At 67.7% G+C, this 25,158-nt stretch carries 25 protein-coding genes and 2 pseudogenes; 11 read left to right on the top strand and 16 right to left on the bottom strand.

The genetic code is table 11. The features are described 5' to 3' along the window. The 3 genes and pseudogenes from A5736_RS24825 to A5736_RS24815 all read left to right on the top strand — a co-directional run. Positions 1–126 (top strand): annotated as a pseudogene (locus tag A5736_RS24825) (co-chaperone GroES); the annotation flags it as partial. Between the two features lie 76 nt (positions 127–202). After that, positions 203–1,819 (top strand): chaperonin GroEL, encoded by a 1,617-nt coding sequence (groL, locus tag A5736_RS24820; RefSeq protein WP_076249130.1) that lies wholly within the window; start codon positions 203–205, stop codon positions 1,817–1,819. 180 nt (positions 1,820–1,999) lie between these two features. Beyond that, the gene (locus A5736_RS24815; RefSeq protein WP_076249129.1) at positions 2,000–2,437 is read left to right on the top strand and encodes a cupin domain-containing protein; all 438 of its coding nucleotides are present in this window, start codon (positions 2,000–2,002) and stop codon (positions 2,435–2,437) included. Between the two features lie 70 nt (positions 2,438–2,507). On the opposite strand, the gene A5736_RS24810 is transcribed toward A5736_RS24815, so the two are convergent. Both A5736_RS24810 and A5736_RS24805 read right to left on the bottom strand, forming a co-directional pair. Next, on the bottom strand, positions 2,508–3,245 hold the full coding sequence (locus A5736_RS24810) for a superoxide dismutase family protein (RefSeq protein WP_076249133.1): 738 nt from the start codon (positions 3,243–3,245) through the stop codon (positions 2,508–2,510). Between the two features lie 48 nt (positions 3,246–3,293). Continuing rightward, entirely contained in the window at positions 3,294–3,629 is a 336-nt protein-coding gene (locus A5736_RS24805) for a nuclear transport factor 2 family protein (RefSeq protein ID WP_076249128.1), read from the bottom strand. A gap of 70 nt (positions 3,630–3,699) precedes the next feature. Between A5736_RS24805 and A5736_RS24800 the strand changes: the two genes are divergently transcribed. Next, the gene (locus A5736_RS24800) at positions 3,700–4,587 is read left to right on the top strand and encodes a LysR family transcriptional regulator (RefSeq protein ID WP_076249127.1); all 888 of its coding nucleotides are present in this window, start codon (positions 3,700–3,702) and stop codon (positions 4,585–4,587) included. On the opposite strand, the gene A5736_RS24795 is transcribed toward A5736_RS24800, so the two are convergent. The 3 genes from A5736_RS24795 to A5736_RS24785 all read right to left on the bottom strand — a co-directional run bounded on the left by A5736_RS24795 (position 4,579) and on the right by A5736_RS24785 (position 6,466). After that, positions 4,579–5,058 carry a hemerythrin domain-containing protein gene (locus tag A5736_RS24795; RefSeq protein WP_076249126.1) on the bottom strand — a complete coding sequence of 160 codons (480 nt, stop codon included), beginning with the start codon at positions 5,056–5,058 and terminating at the stop codon, positions 4,579–4,581. The two genes, A5736_RS24800 and A5736_RS24795, sit on opposite strands and share 9 nt — an antisense overlap. Further along, positions 5,055–5,852: a Rieske 2Fe-2S domain-containing protein gene (locus A5736_RS24790; RefSeq protein ID WP_083667716.1), complete on the bottom strand. Its 798-nt coding sequence runs from the start codon at positions 5,850–5,852 to the stop codon at positions 5,055–5,057. The genes A5736_RS24795 and A5736_RS24790 overlap by 4 nt, the downstream gene beginning before the upstream one ends. A gap of 305 nt (positions 5,853–6,157) precedes the next feature. Next, entirely contained in the window at positions 6,158–6,466 is a 309-nt protein-coding gene (locus A5736_RS24785) for a WhiB family transcriptional regulator (RefSeq protein ID WP_076061695.1), read from the bottom strand. A 355-nt stretch (positions 6,467–6,821) separates the two neighbouring features. On the opposite strand from A5736_RS24785, the gene A5736_RS24780 reads away from it, so the two are divergent. The 3 genes from A5736_RS24780 to A5736_RS24770 all read left to right on the top strand — a co-directional run bounded on the left by A5736_RS24780 (position 6,822) and on the right by A5736_RS24770 (position 9,100). After that, positions 6,822–7,634 (top strand): lipopolysaccharide assembly protein LapB, encoded by an 813-nt coding sequence (locus tag A5736_RS24780; protein WP_076249125.1) that lies wholly within the window; start codon positions 6,822–6,824, stop codon positions 7,632–7,634. Between the two features lie 91 nt (positions 7,635–7,725). Continuing rightward, positions 7,726–8,301, top strand: coding sequence for a sigma-70 family RNA polymerase sigma factor (locus A5736_RS24775; protein ID WP_076061698.1), 576 nt, complete (start codon positions 7,726–7,728; stop codon positions 8,299–8,301). Beyond that, entirely contained in the window at positions 8,294–9,100 is an 807-nt protein-coding gene (locus A5736_RS24770; RefSeq protein ID WP_083667714.1) for an anti-sigma-D factor RsdA, read from the top strand. Before A5736_RS24775 ends, A5736_RS24770 begins: the two co-directional genes overlap by 8 nt. A 28-nt stretch (positions 9,101–9,128) precedes the next feature. Here A5736_RS24770 and A5736_RS24765 read toward each other — a convergent pair whose 3' ends face one another. Beyond that, a complete protein-coding gene (locus A5736_RS24765) occupies positions 9,129–9,542 on the bottom strand; it encodes a DUF5319 domain-containing protein (RefSeq protein ID WP_076061701.1) in 414 nt (137 codons plus the stop codon). A 161-nt stretch (positions 9,543–9,703) separates the two neighbouring features. Between A5736_RS24765 and guaB the strand changes: the two genes are divergently transcribed. The 3 genes from guaB to A5736_RS24750 all read left to right on the top strand — a co-directional run bounded on the left by guaB (position 9,704) and on the right by A5736_RS24750 (position 14,311). Beyond that, entirely contained in the window at positions 9,704–11,302 is a 1,599-nt protein-coding gene (gene guaB / locus A5736_RS24760) for an IMP dehydrogenase (protein ID WP_076249123.1), read from the top strand. A 14-nt stretch (positions 11,303–11,316) separates the two neighbouring features. Next, on the top strand, positions 11,317–12,444 hold the full coding sequence (locus A5736_RS24755) for a GuaB3 family IMP dehydrogenase-related protein (protein WP_076249132.1): 1,128 nt from the start codon (positions 11,317–11,319) through the stop codon (positions 12,442–12,444). 130 nt (positions 12,445–12,574) lie between these two features. Then, positions 12,575–14,311 carry a GMC oxidoreductase gene (locus A5736_RS24750; RefSeq protein ID WP_076249122.1) on the top strand — a complete coding sequence of 579 codons (1,737 nt, stop codon included), beginning with the start codon at positions 12,575–12,577 and terminating at the stop codon, positions 14,309–14,311. Positions 14,312–14,314: 3 nt separating this feature from the next. Here the strand turns inward: A5736_RS24750 and A5736_RS24745 are convergent, their stop codons facing one another. Further along, positions 14,315–15,208: a TauD/TfdA family dioxygenase gene (locus A5736_RS24745; protein ID WP_076249121.1), complete on the bottom strand. Its 894-nt coding sequence runs from the start codon at positions 15,206–15,208 to the stop codon at positions 14,315–14,317. Between the two features lie 61 nt (positions 15,209–15,269). On the opposite strand from A5736_RS24745, the gene A5736_RS24740 reads away from it, so the two are divergent. Continuing rightward, positions 15,270–15,836 (top strand): TetR/AcrR family transcriptional regulator, encoded by a 567-nt coding sequence (locus tag A5736_RS24740; protein WP_076126419.1) that lies wholly within the window; start codon positions 15,270–15,272, stop codon positions 15,834–15,836. Positions 15,837–15,840: 4 nt separating this feature from the next. On the opposite strand, the gene A5736_RS24735 is transcribed toward A5736_RS24740, so the two are convergent. From A5736_RS24735 to A5736_RS24695, 9 genes and pseudogenes are all read right to left on the bottom strand, one after another. Next, the gene (locus A5736_RS24735; protein WP_076126422.1) at positions 15,841–18,216 is read right to left on the bottom strand and encodes a glycoside hydrolase family 65 protein; all 2,376 of its coding nucleotides are present in this window, start codon (positions 18,214–18,216) and stop codon (positions 15,841–15,843) included. Continuing rightward, positions 18,213–18,999, bottom strand: a pseudogene (locus tag A5736_RS24730) (beta-phosphoglucomutase family hydrolase). Before A5736_RS24730 ends, A5736_RS24735 begins: the two are co-directional and overlap by 4 nt. Positions 19,000–19,153: 154 nt before the next feature. Continuing rightward, entirely contained in the window at positions 19,154–20,746 is a 1,593-nt protein-coding gene (locus A5736_RS24725) for a PPE family protein (protein ID WP_076249120.1), read from the bottom strand. Positions 20,747–20,989: 243 nt separating this feature from the next. Then, positions 20,990–21,502 carry a DUF6632 domain-containing protein gene (locus A5736_RS24720; protein ID WP_076126428.1) on the bottom strand — a complete coding sequence of 171 codons (513 nt, stop codon included), beginning with the start codon at positions 21,500–21,502 and terminating at the stop codon, positions 20,990–20,992. Positions 21,503–21,553: 51 nt separating this feature from the next. After that, entirely contained in the window at positions 21,554–22,192 is a 639-nt protein-coding gene (locus tag A5736_RS24715; RefSeq protein ID WP_076249118.1) for an NAD(P)-dependent oxidoreductase, read from the bottom strand. 30 nt (positions 22,193–22,222) lie between these two features. Continuing rightward, a complete protein-coding gene (locus A5736_RS24710) occupies positions 22,223–22,642 on the bottom strand; it encodes a hypothetical protein (RefSeq protein WP_076126432.1) in 420 nt (139 codons plus the stop codon). Continuing rightward, entirely contained in the window at positions 22,639–23,520 is an 882-nt protein-coding gene (locus A5736_RS24705; protein WP_076249117.1) for an alpha/beta fold hydrolase, read from the bottom strand. Before A5736_RS24705 ends, A5736_RS24710 begins: the two co-directional genes overlap by 4 nt. Before the next feature lie 4 nt (positions 23,521–23,524). Next, on the bottom strand, positions 23,525–24,328 hold the full coding sequence (locus tag A5736_RS24700; RefSeq protein WP_076249116.1) for a class I SAM-dependent methyltransferase: 804 nt from the start codon (positions 24,326–24,328) through the stop codon (positions 23,525–23,527). Further along, positions 24,325–25,149, bottom strand: coding sequence for a class I SAM-dependent methyltransferase (locus A5736_RS24695; protein WP_076126440.1), 825 nt, complete (start codon positions 25,147–25,149; stop codon positions 24,325–24,327). The genes A5736_RS24700 and A5736_RS24695 overlap by 4 nt, the downstream gene beginning before the upstream one ends. Between the last annotated feature and the right edge of the window lie 9 nt (positions 25,150–25,158).

Raw genomic sequence — 25,158 nt, 5'->3', positions numbered from 1 at the left:
GCGGTCGACGTGTCGGAGGGTGACACCGTCATCTACAGCAAGTACGGCGGCACCGAGATCAAGTACAACGGCGAGGAATACCTCATCCTGTCGGCACGCGACGTGCTGGCCGTCGTATCCAAGTAAAGAACCGTGTTCCGCCCCGGCGATCCCTGTAACCACGGGTGATTTCCGGGGCGGCTCGCGTCGAAGGGGAGCCTTGATGAGCAAGCTGATTGAGTACGACGAAACCGCCCGCCGCGCAATGGAGGCCGGTGTGGACAAGCTCGCCGACGCGGTACGCGTGACCCTGGGCCCACGTGGCCGGCATGTGGTGCTGGCCAAGGCATTTGGCGGGCCCGCGATCACCAACGACGGCGTCACCGTCGCGCGCGAGATCGACCTGGAAGACCCGTTCGAGAACCTGGGCGCCCAGCTGGTGAAGTCGGTGGCCACGAAGACCAACGACGTCGCCGGCGACGGCACGACGACCGCAACCGTGTTGGCCCAGGCATTGGTCAAGGGCGGCCTGCGCATGGTCGCCGCCGGCGCCAACCCGATCGCGCTCGGCGCCGGAATCGGCAAGGCCGCCGACGCGGTGTCCGAGGCGCTGCTGGCCGCCGCCACCCCGGTCTCCGGCAAGGAAGGCATCGCGCAGGTGGCGACGGTCTCCTCACGCGACGCGCAGATCGGTGAACTCGTCGGCGAGGCCATGAGCAAGGTGGGCCACGACGGCGTGGTCAGCGTCGAGGAATCCTCGACGCTCAGCACCGAGCTGGACTTCACCGAGGGCGTCGGCTTCGACAAGGGATTCCTGTCGGCGTACTTCGTCACCGACTTCGACTCCCAGGAGGCGGTGCTCGAAGACGCTCTGATCCTGCTGCACCAGGACAAGGTCAGCTCGCTGCCCGACCTGCTGCCCATGCTGGAGAAGGTCGCCGAGGCCGGCAAGCCGCTGCTGATCATCGCCGAAGACGTCGAGGGCGAGGCCCTGGCCACGCTGGTGGTCAACTCCATCCGCAAGACGCTCAAGGCCGTCGCGGTCAAGTCGCCGTTCTTCGGCGATCGCCGCAAGGCCTTCATGGAAGACCTGGCGATCGTGACGGGCGGGCAGGTCGTCAATCCCGACGCCGGCCTGCTGCTGCGCGAGGTCGGCACCGAGGTGCTGGGCACCGCGCGGCGCGTGGTGGTCAGCAAGGACGACACGATCATCGTCGAGGGCGGCGGCTCCGCGGATGCGGTGGCCAATCGCATCAAGCAGCTGCGCGCCGAGATCGAGGCGAGCGACTCGGACTGGGATCGCGAGAAGTTGCAGGAGCGGCTGGCCAAGCTGGCGGGCGGGGTGGCCGTCATCAAGGTGGGCGCCGCGACCGAGACCGCGCTCAAGGAGCGCAAGGAAAGCGTCGAGGATGCCGTCGCGGCCGCCAAGGCAGCGGTCGAAGAGGGCATCGTCGCCGGCGGGGGATCGGCCCTGATCCAGGCCGGCAAAAAGCTGCAGGAGCTGCGCGCGTCGCTGACCGGCGACGAGGCCCTCGGTGTCGACGTGTTCGCCGAAGCGCTTCCCGCGCCGCTGTATTGGATCGCCACCAACGCGGGGCTGGACGGCGCGGTCGCGGTCAACAAGGTCAGCGAGCTACCCGTCGGGCAGGGACTGAACGCGGACACGCTGAACTACGGCGACCTGGTCGCCGAAGGCGTGATCGATCCCGTCAAGGTCACCCGTTCGGCGGTCCTGAACGCGGGGTCGGTGGCCCGGATGGTGCTCACCACCGAGACCGCGGTGGTGGACAAGCCCGCCGATGAGGACGACGACCACGGCCACGGTCATCACCATCACTAGAAGCACCTTCTAACGAAGCACCCTCGGTTTGTCGCCGAGGGTGCTTTGTTTCTGGGGCATGGCACCGGGAAGCCAAATCGTCTATCCCTCACTGGTTCCCAGTCAAATACAATCAAGTGACGGGTTTTCGGTGGCACGGGTGGGAGGTGCATCGTGTCATTTGGATCGAGAAGCCTCGTTTTGGGTCCGGGTGAGGGGCGGACCGATCGCTTGCCGGGTCAGTCGTACACCTACAAGGCGGCCGGCGAGGATACAGCTGGCGCCTATGCATTGATCGAAGCCACGCTCACCGGTGAAGGGCCGCCGCAACATATTCACCACGCCGAGGAAGAAGCGATCTATGTCGTGGATGGTCAGGTCAACGTTCAGGTCGGTGACCAAACCAAGCACATCACGCAAGGGTCGTTCGTCCTCGTCCCCCGCGGCACGGTGCACACCTTCTGGAACGCCGGGTCGACCCACGCAAAGCTGCTCGTGATTGTCTCGCCACCAGGCTTCGAGCGGATCTTCACCGAGGTAGCCGGTGATGAGGAAATCGATGCGGACACATTTATAGAGCGGGTCGGCGCGCTTGCGGCCAAGTACCACCTGGAAATCACCGGGCCGCCTCGGGGCTAGCAGGGCCACACGCCGGCACACGTCATACCGTCCCCTTCGGTCGCCGCGCGGAAGCGGTGCGCTGGAGGCTTCAGCGACCGCGAGGAAGTACCGGCGGAGTCGTCACGGTGATAGTCGGCGTCGACGTGAAGGTCGGCGGGGTGGTGACCGTGACGGTGCTCGTGCTCGTCGACGTGGACGGCGGCGCGACGGCCGTCGTGGTGGTGATCGTGGTGGCGGTAGTCGTCTCCGTGGTGGACGACGTCGTCGTCGCGGCCGCCGCGGCAATCACGCCGCAGGCCACCCGCTTGCCCGATTCACCGGTGGAGCCGGTGCTCAAGTTATCCGGATCTTGGTGGATGACCAGCGCGCTACCCGAGCCGTTTCGCAGGTCCGCGGCGGTGACCGAGTTAGTGGTGGTGACGAGTTTCGCCGAGCCATCCGTGCGCACCTGCAACGCGGTCAGCTCGCCGCTCGCGGGATAGCCGGTGTGACCCGGTGCCTGGTAGACGCCTCCGGCCGAACTGAAGTCGCCGGGGTCGCATCTGCCGATCGAGTGGATTTGCAGCCCGTGGAAACCCGGGGTCAGGACCTGGTTGGCGCCGGCCTCGACGGTCACAGTCGCGTAGCCGTCGGCGAAATCGAAGGTGGCGTTGGCGACCACCGTCCCGTCGGAGCTTTTCAACTGCGTGGCCATTCTCTCCGCCCCGGCCGGGGACGTGGTCAGCGGTGACGTGTTGGGCTGGCTGCCGCGCTGGTTCGTGCATGCGCCCAGCGGTGCCGCGGTGGCGGCCAGTACCGCGGCCGCAACGGCTACTTCCCTTTTCAAGCCCGTATTCATGCACGGGAGCTACCCGAATTAGCCGCGGTCAAACCACTAAAGCAGCGGCCGGGGGTCGAACACCACGCGCACCCGTTGGGCCAGCCCGTCTTCCACATGACACCAATTCACGACGGGGACGGGGTCGCCGCCCTTCGGATGCAGGTTGAACCACGTCAGCACGTCGCGGTCGTCAGCCAACATCTTCTCGATGGTGATGTCGTCGAGCATCTGGCCGAAGCCGGCGAGTTGCGTGACGTAGTCGTCGGCGCCGCTGGCGGTGCCCATCGGCCCGGAGAACGTCACGTGGTCGGCGAGGATCGCGCGGAGGCCGTCGAAATCCTGGCGCTTCCAGCTGTCGAAATATGTTCGTGCGATCTGTGTCGGTTCCATGCCTTCATCCTCCCGGCGAGACCGGCATACGTCGAAGATATGTTCGTGATCCGATGCATAATCAGTAGTTATGGAGCTGCATCAGCTCGAGTACCTCGTCGCGGTGGCGGAAGAGGCGAGTTTCACCAAGGCGGCCGCGCGTGTGCATGTCGCGCAGCCAGGGGTCAGCGCGCAGATCCGCCGGCTGGAGTCCGAGCTCGGCCAAGCGCTGTTCGACCGCTCGGGTGGCTCGGTGCGACTGACCGACGCGGGCGCTAGGGTGCTGCCGCCGGCGCGGGCCGCGCTGGCCGCCGTTCACGAAATCGCTGCTGTCGCAGAGCAACTGCGGGGGGTGCTGCGCGGGCGCGTCGCGGTCGGAATGATGCCGTCGTGCCCGCCCGACGTCATCACCGGCACGCTTGCCGTGTTTCACGACGAGCATCCCGGCGTCGAGATCAGCTTGGTGGAGGCGCCGTCGGCCGATCTGATCGCCGGCGTTCGTGACGGCGCGATCGACTTGGCCGTCGTCGGGTTCGCGTCGGCGGCCGGCCGCGGCATCGAGGTAAAGGTGATCAACGACGACGTGTTGGTGGCGGCCGTCGCGCCGGGCAGCGCCCTCGCCCGACGGACTTCGATCTCATTGCGAGCGCTCGCCGGGCATCCGCTGATCTGCCTGCCGCGCGGCACGGGCATCCGGGCCGGCCTCGACGAGGGGTGCGCCGCCGCCGGCGTCCGCGCCAACATTGCGCTGGAGGCCAGCAACCCGGTGCTGGTCGGTGATCTCGCGGCACGGTCACTCGGCGTTGCGGTGCTGCCGAAGTCCTACGTGCGCACCCGCGACGACCTGCGCCCGATCCGCATCGGCCGTCCGGCAATGCGCGTTCGCGTCGGTGTGGCGTGGCGCGCCGACGGCCGGCTTTCACCGGCCGCCGCGGCGCTCGTCGAGTTGTGGCGCCGGGTCGGCGATAGATCACAGTGAGCTCAGCACGGCCGCGCGGACGCGGACGCGGAACTTGTTGATCGCCGATCGACGCAGTTGGGTCATGCGCTCGACCATTTGGTTCCCCAGCGTGTCGAGCATGTTCTCGCTCAAATCGATTGGGGCCGGGCACAAGTCGCGCTCCTCTTCGCTGGCGTGGGCGTCCAGGACCGTGACGAACGAGTGCCATTCGTCCTCATAGTGTGGCGCGCTCGGCGGCGTTCGGAGGAGCGTCGCCAGCTGATCCCACACCTGCCGGTGCTCCGCGTGGGCGATAGCGACCAGCTTGCTTGCCGCCTGTACCGCCGGATAGAACAGGTCGTCCTCGATGCGCATATGGATGTCCAGCTCGATCAACAGCTCACCGAGGGCTTCTTGCCGCTCATCGGTATCAAGCGGTATCGCGGTGGTCTTCGCGCACAATCCCCGTAAGACCTTGTGGTGCTCGAACAGCACGTCATAGGCATTCATATCGCCACTCCCCGCAGCTCGACGAGTCCGTCGCGGATCCGCACCGGATAACTCGGCAGCGCCGCCGTCGCCGGCCCCCGCATCACCTCGCCGGATTCGCACGCGAACCGGGAACCGTGCCAGGGGCACACGATCCGATCGCGATCAATCCAGCCGTCATGCATCGGCGCACCCAGATGCGGGCAGTGCGCACCCACCGCCAGGACCTTGCCGCCGTTGCGATACAGGACCACGCCCACACCGGCCACCTCGACCCGCTGCGGCTGGCCATCCAAAGCCGCTACCGACAGCACCGGCGTCCAACGGTCCCCACGCAGCCGAGCTCCAGAGCGATCCACACCGGTGCCCGACCCGAAAACCAAATCGCCGCCCAGATAGCCGCTGCCAAGGGTCAGGCCGTAGCCCAGCGCGCTGCTCGCCATTCCCCGCAGATGACGGCCGTCGCGCCGCTGCCACCACGACACCGCGTACAGACCCGTTGCGACCGCGTTCAGCACGCCGTGCACCAGACCGATCCGACGGGATTGCTCATGGGTGTGCTGCCAGTCGGTCAGACCGGTAGCGGCCGCGCCGACGCTTCCGACAACTCCGACACCCAACGCAAACCGTGCAGCGTCACGAAGGCCGGTGGCGCGTCCGGGGAGCAGGCTGGCCGCGTCCATCGCGACCGCCGTCGCCACCGCACCCGTCGGCACGGACGTCAGCGCCGGATGAAGCGGATGACCGAGCCAGGTGCCATGCAGCGCGTTGCTGACGCGATCCCGGTATCGGCCCGTGGCCGCGAATGCGAACATCAGAGCGTGCTCGAGCCGGTAGCTGGGTCGATCCAGCCACGCTTGCTGTCCCAGCGTTGTCCTTACGGCGAGTCCGGCATTGCGGACCCGAGTTCCAAAATTGTGCCAGCGCTTAGCCACAGCGCCCCTCCTGCGCGACCGCGACTCGACGCGGGCCCCGACACCGCGAACGATCGCGTGAATCTAGGCCGACGCGGCGCAACGCGTCTCGACACCGCGTCGACTATGGACCGCGGCCGGTTCGCCCAGTCCATGACTAGTACACGCGCCGCAGCGCCGAACCGTTCAATCGCAGACGCGGGAGATCAGGCGCTGCGACGGATACCGCGAGTGCGGCCGATGTCGCCCTTCAGCAGTAGGTCGCGCTCGGATTCCGACAGGCCGCCCCAAACACCGTACGGCTCAGCGACTTCCAGCGCGTGGGCGCGGCACTCCTGGATCACGGGGCACTGCCGGCACATCTCCTTGGCGCGCTGTTCGCGTTGCATGCGCGCGCGGCCGCGCTCGCCGTCCGGATGGAAGAACATCGACGAATCGACACCGCGGCACAGGCCTTGCAGTTGCCAGTTCCAGATATCGGCGTTGGGCCCAGGTAGCTGCTCCGGTTGTGGCATGGCTAGTTCCCTCTCTGCACGGCACGCCCAGAATGTCGGGTTCGCGAAACGATTGTGCAACTGATTTCGGGGGGGACGTCACCGATGACTGCCCGTCATTGCTAGAACTTAGGGGCGCCGATGAATTTCCGTCAATAGGCGCTTAGTGTGGCAAAATACATGACCGTTGCTGCAGAATTAACTCTGCGTTCATCTGCGACGCATTTACCGCACAAGAGCCGTGCTACCAGCTAGTTGGTGCCCCTTGGGATTTCGCTGCTCAGGGCGGTTGGACGGGGAGAGGCTAATTTGTACACGCCGATCGTGATTAACATTTCAGTAACACAGACACCACGAACTGTTTACTACTATCACCGTGATTGAAACTCGTCACACTTCGACGATCGACGCAACGCTGGCGGACGCCGCGTTCGGAAACCAGCCGCAAAGCTGGCCTTTGCCGACGGCGACCACACCCCGGCAATTGTGGCTGCGCGCCGTCGCGTCCGGCGGGCAGGGACGCTACGGCAGCGCGTACCGCGACCTCGCCACGCTGCGCCGCAGCGGGTCCGCTGGGCGACTGGTCTCGCTGGCGCACAGCACGCAGGGATCGTTTCTGCGCCAGCTCGGCTGGCACGAGCGGGCGCGCGGCTGGGATGGTCGCGCCCTGGCGCTGGCCGGGATTGATCCCGAGGCGCGGGCCGATGCCCTGATCGGGCTGGCCGCCGACGCGCTGGGAATCGGCCGCTTCGCCGCAGCGGCAGCGTTGTTGACGCGTGCGGATTCCGCGCTGGCGGCCGCGACGGTGCCCGACCGGCTCGCGGTGCGGCGCGGATGGGTGGGCGCCGAGTTGGCCATGGCTTCCGGCGACGGCGACGTCGCCGTCCGTCGCGCCGAGGAAGCCGTCGAACTCGCGCGGCTCGGGGCCTCGGCGCGGCACCGCGTGAAAAGCGACGTGGTGCTCGCCGCGGCCCTGTGCAGCGCGGGCCGCGCCGACCGCGCCCGGGAGGTCGCCGAGGCGGCACTGGACGCCACCGAGCGATTCGGATTGATACCGCTTCGCTGGGCGCTGGCTTGCTTGCTGATTGATATCGGAAGCGTCACATTTTCGGCACAAGAACTGCCCGAAATTCGCGATATCTGCGCAGGCCAGGTGCGGCGCGCCGGTGGGGCGTGGCGTTCCGCTTGAAACGGCCTTGCGGCCGTTAAAGTCATTGCGTGAGTTAGCCCGTGATAGCCCGTGCTGTGTCCGGTTCGTAACGTTGGAGATACCGCCGTCGATGACAATTCAAGCGGAACGTCTCGACGCTGTGGTTGCCGAGGCCGTAGCGGGAGACACGAAGGCATTACGGGAGGTGCTGGAGACCATCCGTCCGATTGTCGTGCGGTATTGCCGGGCTCGGGTCGGCACAATCGATCGGGGTGGCCTGTCAGCCGATGACGTGGCGCAGGAGGTTTGCTTGGCCACTATTACGGCGCTGCCGCGCTACCGGGATCGGGGTCGCCCGTTCCTGGCCTTCCTGTACGGCATTGCGGCCCACAAGGTGGCCGACGCCCACCGGGCCGCCGGCCGCGATCTCGCCTTCCCCTCCGACTCGGTTCCCGAGCGCTGGTCGTCGGAGGCCGGGCCGGAACAGCGTGCCATCGAGGCCGATTCGGCCAGCCGCATGAACGAACTGCTCGAGATCTTGCCCTCCAAGCAGCGCGAGATCCTGATCCTGCGCGTCGTCGTCGGCCTGTCCGCCGAGGAGACCGCCGCCGCCGTCGGCGCAACCCCGGGCGCGGTGCGGGTGGCGCAGCACCGGGCTTTGAACCGCCTGAAATCCGAAATCGTTGCGGCGGGTGACTATGCCTGAATCCTTGGATGAATTCGCCCGCACCGACCTGCTGCTCGACTCGCTAGCCGAGCGTCGGCCGGTCGACATCGACGATCCCGACGAGGATTTTGAAGCGCTGGCCGGCCTTCTGGCGGAATGGCGCGACGATCTGCGGTGGCCACCGGCCAGCGCTCTGGTGTCGCCGGAAGATGCGATCGAGGCGCTGCGCGTCGGACTCGCCGAACGCGGCGGGCAGAGCCGTCGGGGCCTGGCGGCGATCGGGTCGGTGGCCGCGACGCTGTTGGTCCTCAGCGGCTTCGGCGCCATGGTGGTCGAGGCCCGGCCCGGGGACGCGTTGTATGGACTGCACGCGATGTTCTACGACCAACCGCGGGTCAACGACCAAAAGATCGAGCTGTCGGCCAAGGCCGAGCTGGCGAAGGTTCAGCAACTGATCAACGAAGGCCAATGGGCCCAGGCCCACAGCCAGCTGGCCGAGGTCAGCAGCGCCGTGCAGTCCATGAACGACGGGGCCAGCCGCAACGACCTGATGGATCAGGTCAACCTGCTGAACACCCGCGTCGAGTCGCGCGACCCCAACGCCACGCTGCCGCCGCCCCAGGCCGTTACCCCGGCGCCGCAGACCAAGCCACCGAAGGCCCCCGCCGCCTCGACCACGCCGAGTGCGTCGTCCACTGCGAGCACCACGACGCCCACGGCGGTCAGCCCGAGCCCTTCGTCTTCCACCTCACCGACAACCTCGACGACTCCGTCGTCGAGCCATCACCACCACCACGGGCAGACGTCCACGCCGTCTTCTGCGGCGCCGGGCGGCTAGCTACCGGGCGCTCGAGGTACTGAGGAGTTCAGTGACGCCGGTGAAACCCGTCGGCGTCTGACGTCGCTTCGTTGAGCGACGCGTCGGCGTATCCCCGGCAGTAATCCCACGTGACGTAGGCGTCGGGTTCGGGGTCGTAGGCGGGTTCGTGCGGACGGACCGTGCCGTCGATGAGCAGCTGCAGCAAATTCGCGCGCAACATGTCCCAGTCGTGGTAGTGGTCTTGCTGGCACTCGTCGCAGCACACGACCAGTCCGCGAATCCCCTTGTGCGCCAACAGAGCTTCGTAAACGGCCAGGTCGGCCAGGTCGGCCTCTACCGCCATTCGCTCTTGGGCATCCAGGGGCTGTCCCGGCTCGACGGCGTCCAGTGCCGCCGACGGGTCGCAGGGGTCGTCGGCAAACGGGTCGGGTGGCAAACCCGGTGGGAGGTGGTCGCGCACGCCTCTAGACTACGCAGGCGGCCCGTCATAACGCCAGCAGGGAGGTCCGCGCGCGGCCCGGCGTAAACGGGCCGGCGGCACGCCCGGGCGAGCGAGTCTCGATGGTCTCCCCGAGCCGATAGGATGGGTTTCTCACTCCGCGCGCATGGAGGGCTTCACCGATGTCCCGTGGCATGTCCCACCTAGAAGACAGCTCCGAGCTGGTCGCCAGTCCGTACGTGCGCGACGCGCCCGTGGGTGGCCTGGCGGACGACCGGGTGGTGACCGGGGGCGACGACCCGTACAAGGTGGCGATGCTGGGGCTGACTTTCGACGACGTCTTGCTGTTGCCTGCCGCTTCCGACGTGGTGCCCGCCACCGCGGACACGTCCAGCCAGCTCACCAAGAAGATCAGGCTCAAAGTGCCGCTGGTCAGCTCGGCGATGGACACGGTGACCGAATCCCGGATGGCCATCGCGATGGCCCGGGCCGGCGGCATGGGCGTGCTGCACCGCAACCTGCCGGTCGCCGAGCAGGCCGGCCAGGTCGAGATGGTCAAGCGGTCCGAGGCCGGCATGGTCACCGACCCGGTCACCTGCCGGCCGGACAACACTTTGGCTCAGGTCGACGCGATGTGTGCCAAGTTCCGGATCTCCGGGCTGCCGGTGGTCGACGACGCCGGCGCCCTGGTCGGCATCATCACCAACCGCGACATGCGCTTCGAGGTCGATCAGACCAGGCAGGTCGCCGAGGTGATGACCAAGGCCCCGCTGATCACCGCCCAGGAGGGCGTCAGCGCCGACGCGGCGCTGGGCCTGTTGCGCCGCAACAAGATCGAGAAACTGCCCGTCGTCGACGGCCACGGCCGGCTGACCGGGCTGATCACCGTCAAGGACTTCGTCAAGACCGAACAACACCCGCTGGCCACCAAGGACAGCGACGGGCGGCTGCTGGTCGGCGCCGCCGTCGGCGTCGGCGGCGACGCGTGGGTGCGCGCGATGATGCTGGTCGACGCCGGGGTGGACGTGCTGATCGTCGACACCGCGCACGCGCACAACCGGCTGGTGCTCGACATGGTCGGCAAACTCAAGGCCGAGGTGGGCGAGAAGGTCGAGGTGATCGGCGGCAACGTAGCCACCAGGGCGGCCGCCGCGGCCCTGGTCGACGCCGGCGCCGACGCGGTGAAGGTCGGGGTCGGGCCGGGCTCGATCTGCACCACCCGGGTGGTGGCCGGCGTCGGCGCGCCGCAGATCACCGCGATCCTGGAGGCCGTGGCGGTGTGCGGGCCGGCCGGCGTGCCGGTCATCGCCGACGGGGGTCTGCAGTACTCCGGCGATATCGCCAAGGCGCTGGCCGCCGGCGCGTCGACCGCGATGCTGGGCTCGCTGCTGGCCGGCACCGCCGAGGCGCCGGGCGAGCTGATCTTCGTCAACGGCAAGCAGTTCAAGAGCTATCGGGGGATGGGGTCGCTGGGCGCCATGCAGGGCCGGGGCGGGGCGAAGTCCTACTCCAAGGACCGCTACTTCGCCGACGACGCGTTGAGCGAGGACAAGTTGGTCCCCGAGGGCATCGAGGGCCGGGTGCCGTTCCGTGGCCCCCTGTCGTCGGTGATCCACCAGCTGACCGGTGGCTTGCGGGCCGCCATGGGATACACCGGCTCGCCCACCATCGAGGTGCTGCAGCAGGCGCAGTTCGTCCGGATCACACCGGCCGGGCTGAAGGAGAGCCACCCGCACGACGTCGCGATGACGGTCGAAGCACCTAATTACTACGCGCGGTGAACAGCGAACTGGCCATGGTCGAGATCGGGATGGGTCGCGTCGCCCGTCGCACCTACGAACTCAGTGAAGTCAGCATCGTGCCGTCGCGGCGCACCCGCTCGTCGCAGGACGTGTCGACGGCGTGGCAGCTCGACGCCTATCGCTTCGAGATCCCGGTGGTGGCACACCCGACCGATGCCCTGGTGTCGCCGGAGTTCGCGATCGAACTCGGCAAGCTCGGCGGCCTCGGGGTGCTCAACGGCGAGGGGCTGATCGGCCGGCACGCCGACGTCGAGGCCAAGATCGCGCAGCTCGTCGAGGCCGCGGAAAAGGAGCCCGAACCCTCCGCGTCGATCCGGCTGCTGCAGGAGCTGCATGCGGCCCCGCTCAACCCGGACCTGTTGGGCGCCGCGGTGGCCCGCATCCGCGACGCCGGGGTGATCACCGCGGTGCGGATAAGCCCGCAGAACGCGCAGGCGCTGACGCCGGTGCTGGTGGCGGCCGGCATCGACCTGCTGGTCATCCAGGGCACCATCGTCTCGGCCGAGCGGGTGGCCAGCGACGGCGAGCCGCTGAACCTGAAGACCTTCATCTCCGAGCTCGACGTGCCGGTGGTCGCCGGCGGCGTGCTCGACCATCGCACCGCGCTGCACCTGATGCGCACCGGTGCCGCGGGCGTCATCGTCGGCTACGGCTCCACCCGGGGCGTGACCACCAGCGACGAGGTGCTGGGCATCAGCGTGCCGATGGCCACCGCGATCGCCGACGCCGCCGCCGCGCGGCGCGAATACCTCGACGAGACGGGCGGCCGCTACGTGCACGTACTGGCCGACGGCGACATCCACACGTCCGGCGAGCTGGCCAAGGCCATTGCGTGCGGGGCCGATGCGGTGGTGCTCGGCACGCCGCTGGCCGAAAGCGCCGAGGCGCTCGGCGACGGGTGGTTCTGGCCGGCCGCGGCGGCGCACCCGTCGCTGCCGCGTGGCGCGCTGCTGCAGATCGCGGTCGGGGAGCGCCCGCCGCTGCGCCAGGTTCTCAACGGCCCGTCCGATGATCCGTTCGGCAGCCTCAACCTGGTCGGCGGGCTGCGCCGTGCGATGGCCAAGGCCGGCTATTGCGATCTCAAGGAGTTCCAGAAGGTCGGCCTGACCGTCGGCTGCTGAGCGCTTTCGGCCGCCGAACGTGCGGCCAGCCGCACGCTCGACTCCGAATGTGCGGCCAGCCGCACGCTGGGGCCGCAGGGTCTAGTACCCGACCTGGTTTATTACCGGCGGGTACGGCCATACTGGGGCCATGAAACCGGACTACGACGTCCTGATCATTGGATCGGGTTTTGGGGGTAGCGTCAGCGCGCTGCGGCTGAACGAAAAGGGTTACCGGGTAGGCGTGTTGGAGGCCGGCCGCCGCTTCTCCGACGAGGAGTTCGCCAAGACGTCCTGGGATCTGCGCAAGTTCCTCTGGGCGCCCAGGCTGGGGTGCTACGGCATCCAACGGATCCACCCGCTGCGCAACGTCATGATCCTGGCCGGGGCGGGTGTGGGCGGCGGTTCGCTCAACTACGCCAACACGTTGTACGTCCCGCCCGAGCCGTTCTTCAAAGATCCGCAGTGGGCCCACATCACCGACTGGCGCAGCGAGCTGATGCCGCATTACGAGCAGGCGCAGCGGATGCTGGGCGTCGTGCTCAACCCGACCTTCACCGACGCCGACCGCATCGTGAAAGCCGTTGCCGACGACATGGGGTGCGGAGACACCTGGGTGCCTACCCCGGTGGGGGTGTTCTTCGGGCCCGACGGCACCAAGACGCCGGGCAAGACCGTTCCCGACCCGTACTTCGGCGGCGCGGGGCCGGCGCGTACCGGCTGCCTGGAATGCGGCTGCTGCATGACGGGGTGTCGCTACGGCGCCAAAAACACGCTGCTGAAGAACTACCTCGGCCTGGCGGAATCGGCTGGGGCGCAAGTGATTCCGATGACGACCGTCAAGGGGTTCGAGCAGCGGCCAGACGGGCTGTGGGAGGTCCGCACAGTTCGCACCGGAAGTTGGCTGCGTCGCGACCGACGCACCTACACCGCCAACTACCTGATCCTGGCCGCGGGCACGTGGGGAACGCAGCACCTGTTGTTCAAGATGCGCGACAAGGGTCGCCTGCCGCGCCTGTCGAAACGGCTGGGCGTGTTGACCCGGACCAACTCCGAATCGATCGTCGGCGCCGGTCGGTTGGAGGTGTCGCCGGATCTGGATCTGACGCACGGCGTGGCGATCACGTCGTCGATCCACCCCACGTCCGACACCCACATCGAACCGGTGCGCTACGGCAAGGGCTCCAACGCGATGGGGCTGCTGCAGACGTTGATGACCGACGGCCCCGGCCCCGAGGGCACCGACGTGCCCCGCTGGAAGCAGTTGCTCGAGACGAGCCGCGAGGATCCGCGCAGCATGCTGCGGCTGCTCAATCCCCGCCAGTGGAGCGAGCGCACCATGATCGCGCTGGTGATGCAGCACCTGGACAACTCGATCACCACCTTCACCAAGCGCGGGAAGCTGGGCATTCGCTGGTACACCAGCAAGCAGGGGCACGGCGAGCCGAACCCGACGTGGATTCCGGTCGGCAACGAGGTCACCCGCCGCATCGCCGCCAAGATCGACGGCGTCGCCGGCGGCACCTGGGGTGAGCTGTTCAACATCCCGCTGACCGCGCACTTCCTCGGTGGCGCGGTGATCGGCCACGGCCCCGAGCACGGGGTCATCGACCCGTACCACCGGGTCTACGGCTACCCGACGCTGCTGGTGGTGGACGGCGCCGCGATATCGGCGAACCTGGGCGTCAACCCGTCGCTGTCGATTACCGCCCAGGCGGAGCGGGCCGCGTCACTGTGGCCGAACAAGGGCGAGATCGATGAGCGCCCCTTGCAGGGTGACGCCTACCGCCGGCTGGCCCCGATCGCGCCCCAGCACCCGGTGGTACCCCTCGACGCACCGGGTGCCCTGCGCTGGCTGCCGGTCGATCCGGTCAGCTCGGCCGGTTGAGAGTCAGCTGGCAATCACCTCGAGGGGTGCGCCGCTGACCACCCGGCTGCGCTCGCCGTGGACGCTGACGGGCACGTCGCCCATCAACGTCACCCGGTGCATGAGGCGGGGCTGGTTGTCGTAGTCGTCGACGGCCCGGTGCTGCGTCGCCCGGTTGTCCCAAATGGCAACGTCTCCCGGCGCCCAATTCCAGCGAATGGTGTTCTCGGGCATGGTGATTCGCCGTTGCAGCATTTCCAGCAGCAGGCCTGACTCGCGGTCGTCCAGGCCGACGAAGCCGCGCACGAAATCGCCGAGCACCAGGGTCCGCTCACCGGTCTCCGGGTGCACCCGCACCACGGGATGCTCGGTGCGGAAATCCGGCTTCTCGAACGCCTGCCGGAAGGCCCGCTGCGTGTCGGTTAGCGCCTCGTCGGTGACGTAGTCATAGCGGTTGGTGTGCAGCGCCCACAGGTTGTCGACCAGGCACTGCAGCGGTTCGGGCAGCTTCGCGTAGGCCGCCGCTGTCGACGCCCACAACGTCGAACCGCCGTAGCTGGGCAGGGTGACCGCGCGCAGGATCGAGGCCGCCGGGTAGTTGGCGGCGAACGTCACGTCGGTGTGCCAGCGCGTGGCCTTGCCGTATTCGGAGTTGATCGGCGTGATGACCGGCGCGTCCTTGGCGGCGAGCACCGACGCCGCCGGGTGGCCGATCGGCGTGCCCAGCAGGTGGGCGAACTCGAGCTGCCGCTGGTCGTCGAGGTGGTGCTGGTGGCGGAAGAAGATCACCTTGTGGGTGAGCAGCGCCTGGTGGATCGCCTCGACCGCGGTCGGGTCCAGGTCGCCGCCCAGGCGCACCCCGTCGACCCGGGCGCCGATGCGGCTGCCCAGCTTGGTGACGGTTACTGGCTGCGTCATTTTTGTGTCCTCTGTGTCATCGTAGGTGTAGTCAACTGACTACATACGCTACTGTAGTCATATGACTACACCTTCCGCAAGGGGCCGCTCGAAACCGCCCACCGGGCGGGAGGAGGTGGCGGCGGCGATCCTGGAAGCGGCCACCGACCTTTTCGCCGAGCGGGGCCCCGCGGCGACCTCGATCCGCGACATCGCCGCGCGATCGAGGGTCAACCATGGGCTGGTGTTTCGTCATTTCGGCACCAAGGAGAACCTCGTCGGCGCCGTGTTGGATCAGCTGGGCGCAAATCTGAAAGAGCGACTGCAGGCCGGCTCGACCGTCGGCGTTTTGGACGATGCCCTGGACCGGCAGATGCGGGTGATGGCCCGCACACTGCTGGACGGGTATCCGGCCGCCCAGTTGCAAAAGCACTTTCCGAACATCGCGGCCCTGCTGGACTTGGTGCGTCCACTGCATGAGAAGGACACCAGTGCGCGGTTAGCCGTGGCCAATGCCCTTGCGCTGCAATTCGGTTGGCGGTTGTTCGCGCCCATTCTGCGCTCGGCGACCGGTCTGGACGACATGCCCGAGCCCGAAATCCGCGAGGCGATCCGCACCGAGGTGGCCCGGATGGTTCAGCCGCACTGACGGCTCAGCTATCGGTCAACTGCTGGAGCATGCTGCGCCGGTGCACGGGCTCGCGGCCCGGGGGCTGGGGCGGCGCCGGCAGCAGCGGCTTGCGCCGGCGCACCGCGATGGTCGTCGGCTTCTCGGTGCTCAGTTCGAGGTCCTCGCCGGCATGCCGGATGGTCAGGTCGCCGCCGGGCCCGTCGCGCAGGGTATAGGTGACATCGGAGTGGTTGGCGTCGACGGTCACCCGGAAATCCCGCCACCGCAACCGGAACCGAAGTCGCGAAATGCCATCGGGCAGTTGCGGATCCAGGGCCAGGACGCCCTCGTCGTCGCGCAGGCCGCCGAAACCGTTGATCAGCGCCATCCACGCGCCGGCCAAGGAAGCCATGTGCAGCCCGTCGCGGGTGTTGCTGTGCAAGTCGCGCAGGTCGATCAGCGCTGCCTCGTAGGCGTAATCATGCGCGAGCTCCAGATGCCCGACCTCGGCGCACATCACCGCCTGGGTGCAGGCCGACAGTGACGAGTCGCGCACCATGCGGCGCTCGTAGTAGTCGACGTTGCGGGCCTTCTGTTCCGCCGTGAACGCGTGGCTCTGCAATTGCATCGCCAGCACCAGGTCGGCCTGCTTGATCACCTGCGCGGGATAGAGCCGCACATACGCTTCGTGCAACAGCAGCGGATAGGTCGTGTTGGCTTCAAAGTCCCACTCCGCGAAGGTGGTAAAGCCTTCGCACTGCTGATGGACTCCCAGTTCTTCGTCGTAGGGAATGTTGACCGCGCCGGCCGCATCACGCCACGAGGCGGCCTCTTCGGTGGAGACGCCCAGTTCTGCCGCCTTCTCGGGATGGCGGTTACACGCGTCGGCGGCGACGAGCAGGTTATGTGCGGCCATCAGGTTGGTGAAGACGTTGTCGCGGACGATCGCCGTGTATTCGTCGGGACCGGTGACCCCGTCCAGGTGCCAGACGCCGTGGCGGTCGTGGTGCCCGAGCGACATCCACAGCCGCGAGGTCTCGACCAGAACGTTCAGACCGCACTCGGCCTCCAGCGATTGGTCGCCGGTGACGACGCGATACCGCTCGAAGGCCATCGCGATGTCGGCGTTGATATGCCAGGCCGCGGTGCCCGCCGGCCAGTACGCCGAGCACTCCTGGCCGCGAATGGTGCGCCACGGAAAGGCGACACCCTCCAGGCCGAGTTCGGCGGCCCGGTCCCGGGCCAGATCCATCGTCGAGGCCCGCCATCGCAGGGCATCGGCGACCGCGTGGGGCGCGGTATAGGTGAGCACCGGCAGCACGTATCCCTCGGTGTCCCAGAAGGCGTGGCCGTCGTAGCCGGTTCCGGTGAGCCCCTTGCTGGGAATCGCGCGGCGTTCGGCGCGCGCACTGGCCTGCAACAGGTGGAACAGTCCGAAGCGCACCGCTTGCTGCGATTCGGAATCGCCCTCGACCTCGACGTCGGCGCTCTCCCAGAAGTTGTCGAGGTAGGAGCGCTGCGCGTCCAGCAATCCCTGCCACCCGGTGTAGCGCGCGCTGTGCAGCGCCGCGGCGGCCTGGTCGCGCAGCGCCGGGCGCGAACGCAGGCTCGACCAGCCATAGGCCAGGTATTTGACGATCCGCAGCTTTTGGCCCGGGCGCAGCCCGCAGATCACGGTGGTGCGCGCCAGGTCCTCGCGCGCGTCGGTGGTGACCTCGACACGCCCGGGCACGTCGATCTCGTGATCCATCGCGGCGGCCATCATCAGCGCGCTGCTCCGGGTCCGGTGCATGAGAAGCGCGCCGTACTCGGTCTTTTCGTGGTCGACGGCCTCGAGCGGGTTGTCCAGGATGGCCGCCACCCGGGGGTCGGCCGACGTCGTCGGCTGATCCTCGTTGGTGACGAGCTCGGACTGCACGGTCACGCGAACGAATTCATCGACGGCCTCGACGACGTACTCGATGGCCGCGACGCTGCGTTGCGCCAGCGACACCAGCCTGGTGGACACCACCTTGACCTGCTTGCCCGAGGGCGAGCACCAGTGCGCCCGGCGGGTCAGCGTCCCGGCGCGCAGGTCGAGGGTCCGCTCGTGCGAGAGCAACTTGCCGTACCGGACATCGAAGGGCTCGTCCCCGACGAGCAGGCGAAAGATCTTGCCATTGGTCACGTCGACGACGGTCTGCCCGGCCTCCGGATAGCCGTATCCGGCCTCGGCGTACGGCAGGGGCCGGATTTCGTAGAAGGAGTTCAAGTAGGTGCCCGGCAGGCCGTGCGGCTCGCCCTCGTCGAGGTTGCCGCGCAACCCGATGTGCCCGTTGGACAGGGCGAACAAGGATTCCGACTGGGCGATCAAGTTCAGGTCGAGCTTGGTTTCGCGGACCTGCCACGGTTCGACGGGGAACGCTTCCTGGGTGATCATGACTGCAGCAATTCGGCCAGATCGGTCACCACGACGTCGGCGCCGTTGCGCCGCAAGTCCTCGGCCTGGCCCACTCGGTCGACGCCCACCACGAAGCCGAAGTTACCGGCGCGACCGGCCTGCACGCCGGATAACGCGTCTTCGAACACTGCCGCCGCGTCGGCCGGGACGTCGAGCAGCTGTGCGGCCCGCAGGAAGGAGTCGGGGGCGGGCTTGCCGGCGATGTGCTCGTCGCGCAGCGTGATCCCGTCCACCCGCTGCTGGACGAACCGGTCGAGCCCGGTGATCTCGAGCACGTCACGGGTGTTGGCGCTCGAGGACACCACCGCAATGCCGAGGCTCGCCGCCGAGGCCGCTTCCAGATAGCGCCGCGACCCTTCGAACACCTTGACCCCGTCGTCGTGCAAAACCTTCTGGAACATCTCGTTCTTGCGGTTGCCCAGGCCGTAGACGGTGTCGGCGCCGTCGGGATCGTCGGGACTCCCTTCGGGCAGCTGGATACCGCGGCTGCTCAGAAACGACCGGACGCCGTCCTCACGCTTCTTGCCGTCGACGTACTTCCGGTAGTCCGCCGCCTCGTCGAACGGGACGAATTTTTCCCCAGTGTCCTTGGCCCGTTGGGAAAGGTAGGCGTCGAACATGGCCTTCCAGGCCTTGGTGTGCACGCTCGCGGTGTCGGTGAGCACGCCGTCGAGATCGAACAGGCAGGCACGCACCTTTTCTGGCAGACCCAGCACGGCGGATCCTTACTCTTGGGCTTGTCGGGCGATACCACTTCACCATGTCGACATGTTCGTCGCCACCGATCGGCGGGTATTGGGGTGGGGACCGGACGCCGGTGTGCGCTGGCGGCGAGGATGCCGGAGTCGGCGACGAAGGCTTGCAGGCCCAGCGGCTTGGCGGCCGGGCCAGCATGACCGCCGCCGGATTGGTGACCTCAGCCCGCGCTGTCGTGCGCCCCGTTGCCGTCCTCCGGAGCCCAGGTGCGTGGGATCATCGGCATGCTGGGTCCGTCGCCGAATTCATCACCGGCCAGGGTGGTCAGGCCCGCCGGGGCGGCGGCTTTCTTGCGTGCCGTGCCGGCGAAGCCCTGGTTCCCGGCGCCGCGTTCCGACACCGTCGTCGCCGGCTCATCCCATTCGGGATCGACGTCGACATTCATGTCCATGAACTCGGCGCCGTAACCACGCTGTCGCGCCCGCTGGCGCCGCCTGGTGCGCGCCGCTTCACCGACCGCCGCCGCGGAGAAGGCCGCAGCCGAATCAGGCTCCGGCGCCTTCTTTTTCGCACTGGCAGCAGCGGGCGCACTCATGCCCGAACCAAACCCGACACCGGGAGGCGCAACGGCATACGGAGGCACGGATGGGGCCGCAGCCGAGGCCGCCGGCGCGGGCGGTGCCGGGCTGGCCGCCGTGGTCGCTGCGGGAGCAGGCGCAGGGGCGGGTGCCGACGCGGTGGCCGCGGCAGGCGCGGCGGCCGGGGTCGTGCCGAGCGCCGCCGGCAGGCTGGGCGCTGCAGCAGCGGGTGGGGCTGCCGGCGCCGGCACGGGCGCAGGCGGGGCCGAAAGCGGGGCCAGCCCCGCAAAACCGCCCAGCGCTCCGAAGGGGGCCACCGCGAGGAGCGCGGGAACCAAAAACAACTGCGGCTGCGTCGGAAGCCAACTACCGAGCTGGGCCAAGTGAGTCGGCCAGTCGAGCAGCACGAGGTTGGTGATGAACTCGAAAGCCGCCGCCGGGTTTTCCTGCAGCAACGCCCCAAACTGTTGAAAATCCGAAAAAAGTTCGAGGGCTCGAGCCACCCACCAGAGCAAGTCTCCCGGATTGGTATAGGCCTCGAAAGGCAGTCCGTTTAGCGTGCCCTCGACGGGATCCCAGTCGATTCCAAACAGCCGCAGGATCTGGGCGACGAACTGATTGAGGGGGCTGTCGAACCCGTGGTCGTGGTCATGGTGGTCATCGTCTTGCTCGTGGTCGTCTTCTACGGCGGTATCGGATTTCAGGATCTGCGGCGGAGGGGCTGTCGGCGGTGTGGCCGCCACCGCGGCCGTGGAGACGGCCTGATAAGTCGCCATCGTGGCGGCGGCCTGAACCCACATCCGCGCATAGTCGGCCTCGTTGACCGCGATCGGAATCGTATTGATACCAAAGAAATTCGTCGCCACCAGCGCGCCGTGGACGGCGTGGTTGGTGGCTAGCTCCGGCAGCGTCGGCATCGCCGCCAACGCGGCGGTGTAGGCCGTGCCCGCCGTCTCATGTTGTGCGGCCGCCGCGTCGCTGTGCGCGCTGGCCTGCGCCAACCACGCCAGATACGGGGCATGCGCGGCCACGTAGGACTCCGCGCTCGGACCCTGCCACGCCCCGGCCTGCGTCGAGGCCAACACCGCGCTGAGTTCTTCTGCCGCGGAAGCGTATTCGGCACTCATCGAGCTCCACGCGGCGGCCGCTGCGAACAGAGACGCCGGCCCCGGGCCGCTGCTCAGCAACCCCGAGTGCACCTCGGGCGGAAAGGCCATCCAAATCGGTGCGGTCATCGATGGACGCCCCCGCTGCGGGCGGCGATCAGCGGGGTGGTTGCGGCGGGCAACGTCATCACGGCAACTCCTGGGCTGGGCGCTTGCAGAACCATCGCGACGGTATTTGAAAATGATTGTCGTTATCAACGCCAGCCGCAAACCTCATACCAAAGGCATAAGCTCACCTCGGCCCGACAATCCGCAAGCGCTTCGGCGGCGGAAGCGCACCATCTCCGCCGGGCGCTCGAGAGCCGCCACAGATCACCTGTCGTTGCTCGGCTCGTCCGTACCGAACGAGGGGCGGACGTCCCGGCCTGGCCGCTGGAGTTTCGCGCCGCGCGCCCACAGAAAAATACCCACAGCAAGAATCAGCACGAACGGTATGTCGGTGAGGAACTTGCTCCAGTAGTGGTCGAATTCAGAGGCCGCCTGCACGATCATCAGGCCACCGTGTGCCAGGTTGGCCCACGCTGTGAAGCGCAGGAAGGACGCATAGCTGTATGGGTGTGCGGCGGCGATCAGGAGGAACACACCCCAGACGATGTAGATCACCATCAGCATCGGCGGAACGTGCATATGCTCGCTGCCGCAACGAACATCGTTCCAGATCGTCCAGTTCAAAGCCCCGCCGTGTTCGGCCAGTAGCGGGGATTGCGCGAGGAATCCCACGATGAGCAGACCGAAGATCGTGAGCGTCAAGACACCGTAGATGCGCAGAAACACTTTGAATGCCAAGCCCTTTCCTGGCACGCGTTCGCTGTTGATTGCACTCATCGAACTTCCCTTCATTTTCAATTTGTGGTGGGTTGGCAGATCAAGGCGCGATCAGTACGCGACGGTGAAGAGCGCTCGGTGATGCCTCGGGTTGTCGATCTCGTCGACAAAGGCGATGGCATAGTCGGCGCCGCCGATGTGGGAGTTGCCCTCGGCGTCGACGAGCAGCACGTCTTCCCCGACGCGGAAGGTCCCCGTGCGCTCGCCGCGGTTTTCGGAGTTGTACGCCGCCGGCGGGGAAAGGCTGAACCAATCCACGCCTTCGGGCAATTCGCGCAGTCGCGCCAGCACCTCGGCATGCGCGATGCCATCCTCCCTGTACTCCTCGGGGAAGAGCGGCGTGTCCAGCGCGGGTGGCCCACTGGGTGAAACCCGCAGGTTGCCCGCACCGCCCACCACGGCAATGCGCGCCGCGTTGTCAGCGGCAATTCGCCCGAGTATCGGGATGTAGTCGGCCAGGCCGGTGCGATGCGCCGGCACGGCAACTACGACGACGTCCGCGTCGGCCGCGATATCGCGGACGAACTGCTCATCGAACAGTGAACCCCGCCGGACGTCCATGTCGGTGCGGCCGGCCAACGGGCCGGTGTCGCGGGCCACCGCGATCACCCGGTGCCCGCGGGAGAGCGCCTCGTTGGCGATGTTCCCGCCGGAGTAGCCGGTTGCCCCGAAAATCGCAATTGTTGTCATGTCGGTATGGAGGCGACGAGGAGCGGAAACTCATCGGCGGCGCCGGACCGGAAGCCAGCACGCCGCGAGCGGGACGGTGGTGAGCACTCCGAGCGCGAGGACTCCGGCGATGTGCTGGTGTTCGTCGTGCATGGCGACGGCCATGACGAGCATGGCGGCGAAGTGGGCGGCGTTCGCGGTGAGATTGAAATCAAGGAACAGCCGGTTGGCGAGTGGGTCGCGCGCCGACGCGAACAGAAAGAGCGCCCAGACGATGTAGACGGTGGCGAACATGACCGCGACCGAGTCGCCGCCCGCGCCCCAGTCGAAAAGCCGGGCGAAAAACGGCGGCAAGGTGCCGATGTGATGCGTGCTCGCCAGGACGAGGTCGGGCACGAAGAAGAGCAGATACCCGATCGCGGTCAGCCGGATCATCAGCGGAAGCCAAGCCGAGGCGCGGGTTTGGTTCATGCGCGGGCGGTTTCCCGGATGACGCGGACCATGTCGGCCGGACGCTCCAGTGCGGAGAAGTGACCCGCGCCGGGCACCGTGACTGGGTCGACGTTCAGCAGGCGAGCGACCTGTTCGCGTTCCGCGGGGCGCGACCAGTCGCGTTCGCTGTAGACCAGTCTCACCGGCACGCTCACCTCCGGGTAGCGCACCCGTGCGGCGATGAACCCCTTGAGGCTGCGCATGATTGCGCGGGCCACCCTCGGGTAGCCGCGTCTGCGGCCGCTGCGGCGCAGCTCGACGAGGAAGTCCTTCGGCAGCGCGCCGCGATCGGCGAAGCCGCCGGCCAGCACTCCTTTGAGGATGAGGCGGTTTTCCAGTGCGGCGAAGATCGGTCCGGAGCCGGGAAGGCGGACGGCCGTCCCGATCACGCGGGCGAACCAGTTGCCCCGTTCCAGTCCGCTCGGGTAGTCGTACGGGTTGAACGCGATCACGTTGCGCACGTTGTCAGGCAGCTCGATCGACGCCGACAGCGCGACCGCGGCACCCATCGATTCGCCGGCCAGCGTGACGTCACGCAGGTCGAGCGCCCTCACGAATTCCACTACGGCGCTTCGCAGTTCCGGCTCGCTGTAGCGGGCGTCGGCTGGGATGTCGGACCAGCCCATGCCTGGGAAGTCCAGGGCATAAACCGTGAATTCGTCCCAGAGCGCGGGGATGACTCGCTGGAAGTAGTCCAGCTGCGTGCGGACCGTGTGCAGCAGGACCAGCGGCGGGCCGGTTCCCGCGGTGAAGTAGCGCAGCCGCGAGCCGTCGGAGCGGCGGAGAAACTTGACCTCGCCGCGGCCACCAGCCCATGCGGTCGTGTACTTATGGTCCGGAATGTCGTTGCGTTGCATGACCTTAACCTCCGCCGACTGCCTGGATGACACGAAGCCGTCCGTCGGCCAGGGCTTGGGTGAGGTTCTCGGCCTTGCGCCCGAAGTCGGTGACGAAGGCGTGCAGGCCCAGCGGATTGGCGGGCTGCGCCAGCAGGGCTTGCATGAGCGCGGCCGCCTGGCCGGTGAGATCGTTCCAGTGCTCGACCGAGAATCCGGCGGACTCGACGGCGGACCGCAATGCTTCGGCGGTGACCAGCTGGCTGTGGCCGGGATGGTCGGCCCACGGCAGCGGATAGTCGAGGTCGCCATGGTCGCCAATGGTGATGTCCCACATGGCCAGCCGGCCGCCGTCCGTCAGCACGCGCCGCGCCTCGGAGTACAAGCGAGCTTTGTCGGCGACGTTCATCTGGACGTGCTGGCTGATGGCGACGTCGAAGGTGCCGTCGGCAAACGGGAGGTCGGTGACGTCGGCCTGGCGGACGCTGATCAGGTCGTCGAGTCCGACCAGGCGATTGAGCCAACGACTGGTGTCGCAGTATTCGTCGGTGAGATCGACGGCATCGACGGTGCACCCGTAACGGTCGGCGACGTAGCGGGCGGTGCCGCCGACCCCGCTGCCGGCGTCGAGCACCCTACTGGCGTTGGTGATCCGCGCCAGGTCCACCAGCTGGCCGGTGGCGATGCGACCCATCGTGTGGAAGTCCTCCAGCAGGGCCAGGTCGGCGGGCGCGAGGTGGTTGAGGTCCTTGCCCGCGGCGCGCAGGGCCCGCTCGATGTTGTTGCGCGACAGGCCGGTCGAGTACTGCTCGATGATCGTGTCGTTCATTTCTGCACCTCTGTCCAGGCGGTGATGATGGAGGGCATGGTGATGAGGGCATTGGCCGCCAGCGCCTCCTCGCGGAAACGCGGGACGAACTGGCCCATGTCGTCGAGATCGTCGAGACCAAAGCCCCCCTGTTCTGCGATGGGCGAGACGAGCCGCCAGACTTCCGCGCCGTAGGCGAGGATGTCGGCCTCGGCGGCGGTCCCGATCGGCGCGCCGATGGTCAGCCGCGGCGCGCCCAGGCCGGCCTCGGCGAAGACGGCGTGCAGCGTGCTGCCGAACCGCGGGCTGATGCCCATGTCCTCGAAGGCGCGGACGATGCCCGCAATCACTCGGCTGAACAGCGGGAGCTCCGGGACGCTGCGCGCCCGAGTGATGTCGATCTCGGCGAACGCGATCACGCCGCCGGGACGCAGCAACGAGCTGAGGTGCCGCAGCGTGGCGGCCGGGTCGGGCAGGTGCATCAGGATCAGCCGGCCGATGACCGCGTCGACCGGTTCGTCCAGGGTGAGCGCGTCGATGACCGCTTGTGTGAAATGCACTGTGGACAGGCCTTTTTCGGCGGCGCGGGCGCGGGCCAGTTCGACCATGGCGGGTGCGGCGTCGACGCCGAGTACGCTTCCCGTCGGCCCGACCAGCCGGGCGGCGACGAACGACACGTCGCCGGGGCCGCTGCCGATGTCGAGCACCCGCATGCCCGGGCGCAGCCCGGCGAGCCGCAGCGCGTGCTCCGTATAGCCGTCGTACAGCCGTCCCTGCAGGAGCAGCCGCTGCACCTCCGCGTCGGCGTGGCCGAGGACGTACGTGCTGTCTGATGTACCCATGGGTTTCGT

It is taken from the genome of Mycobacterium sp. SP-6446 (assembly GCF_001954045.1).
GTDB lineage: Bacteria > Actinomycetota > Actinomycetes > Mycobacteriales > Mycobacteriaceae > Mycobacterium.
Note: the sequence above shows the minus strand (reverse complement) of the source record. Positions and strands in the feature narration are given on the sequence as shown.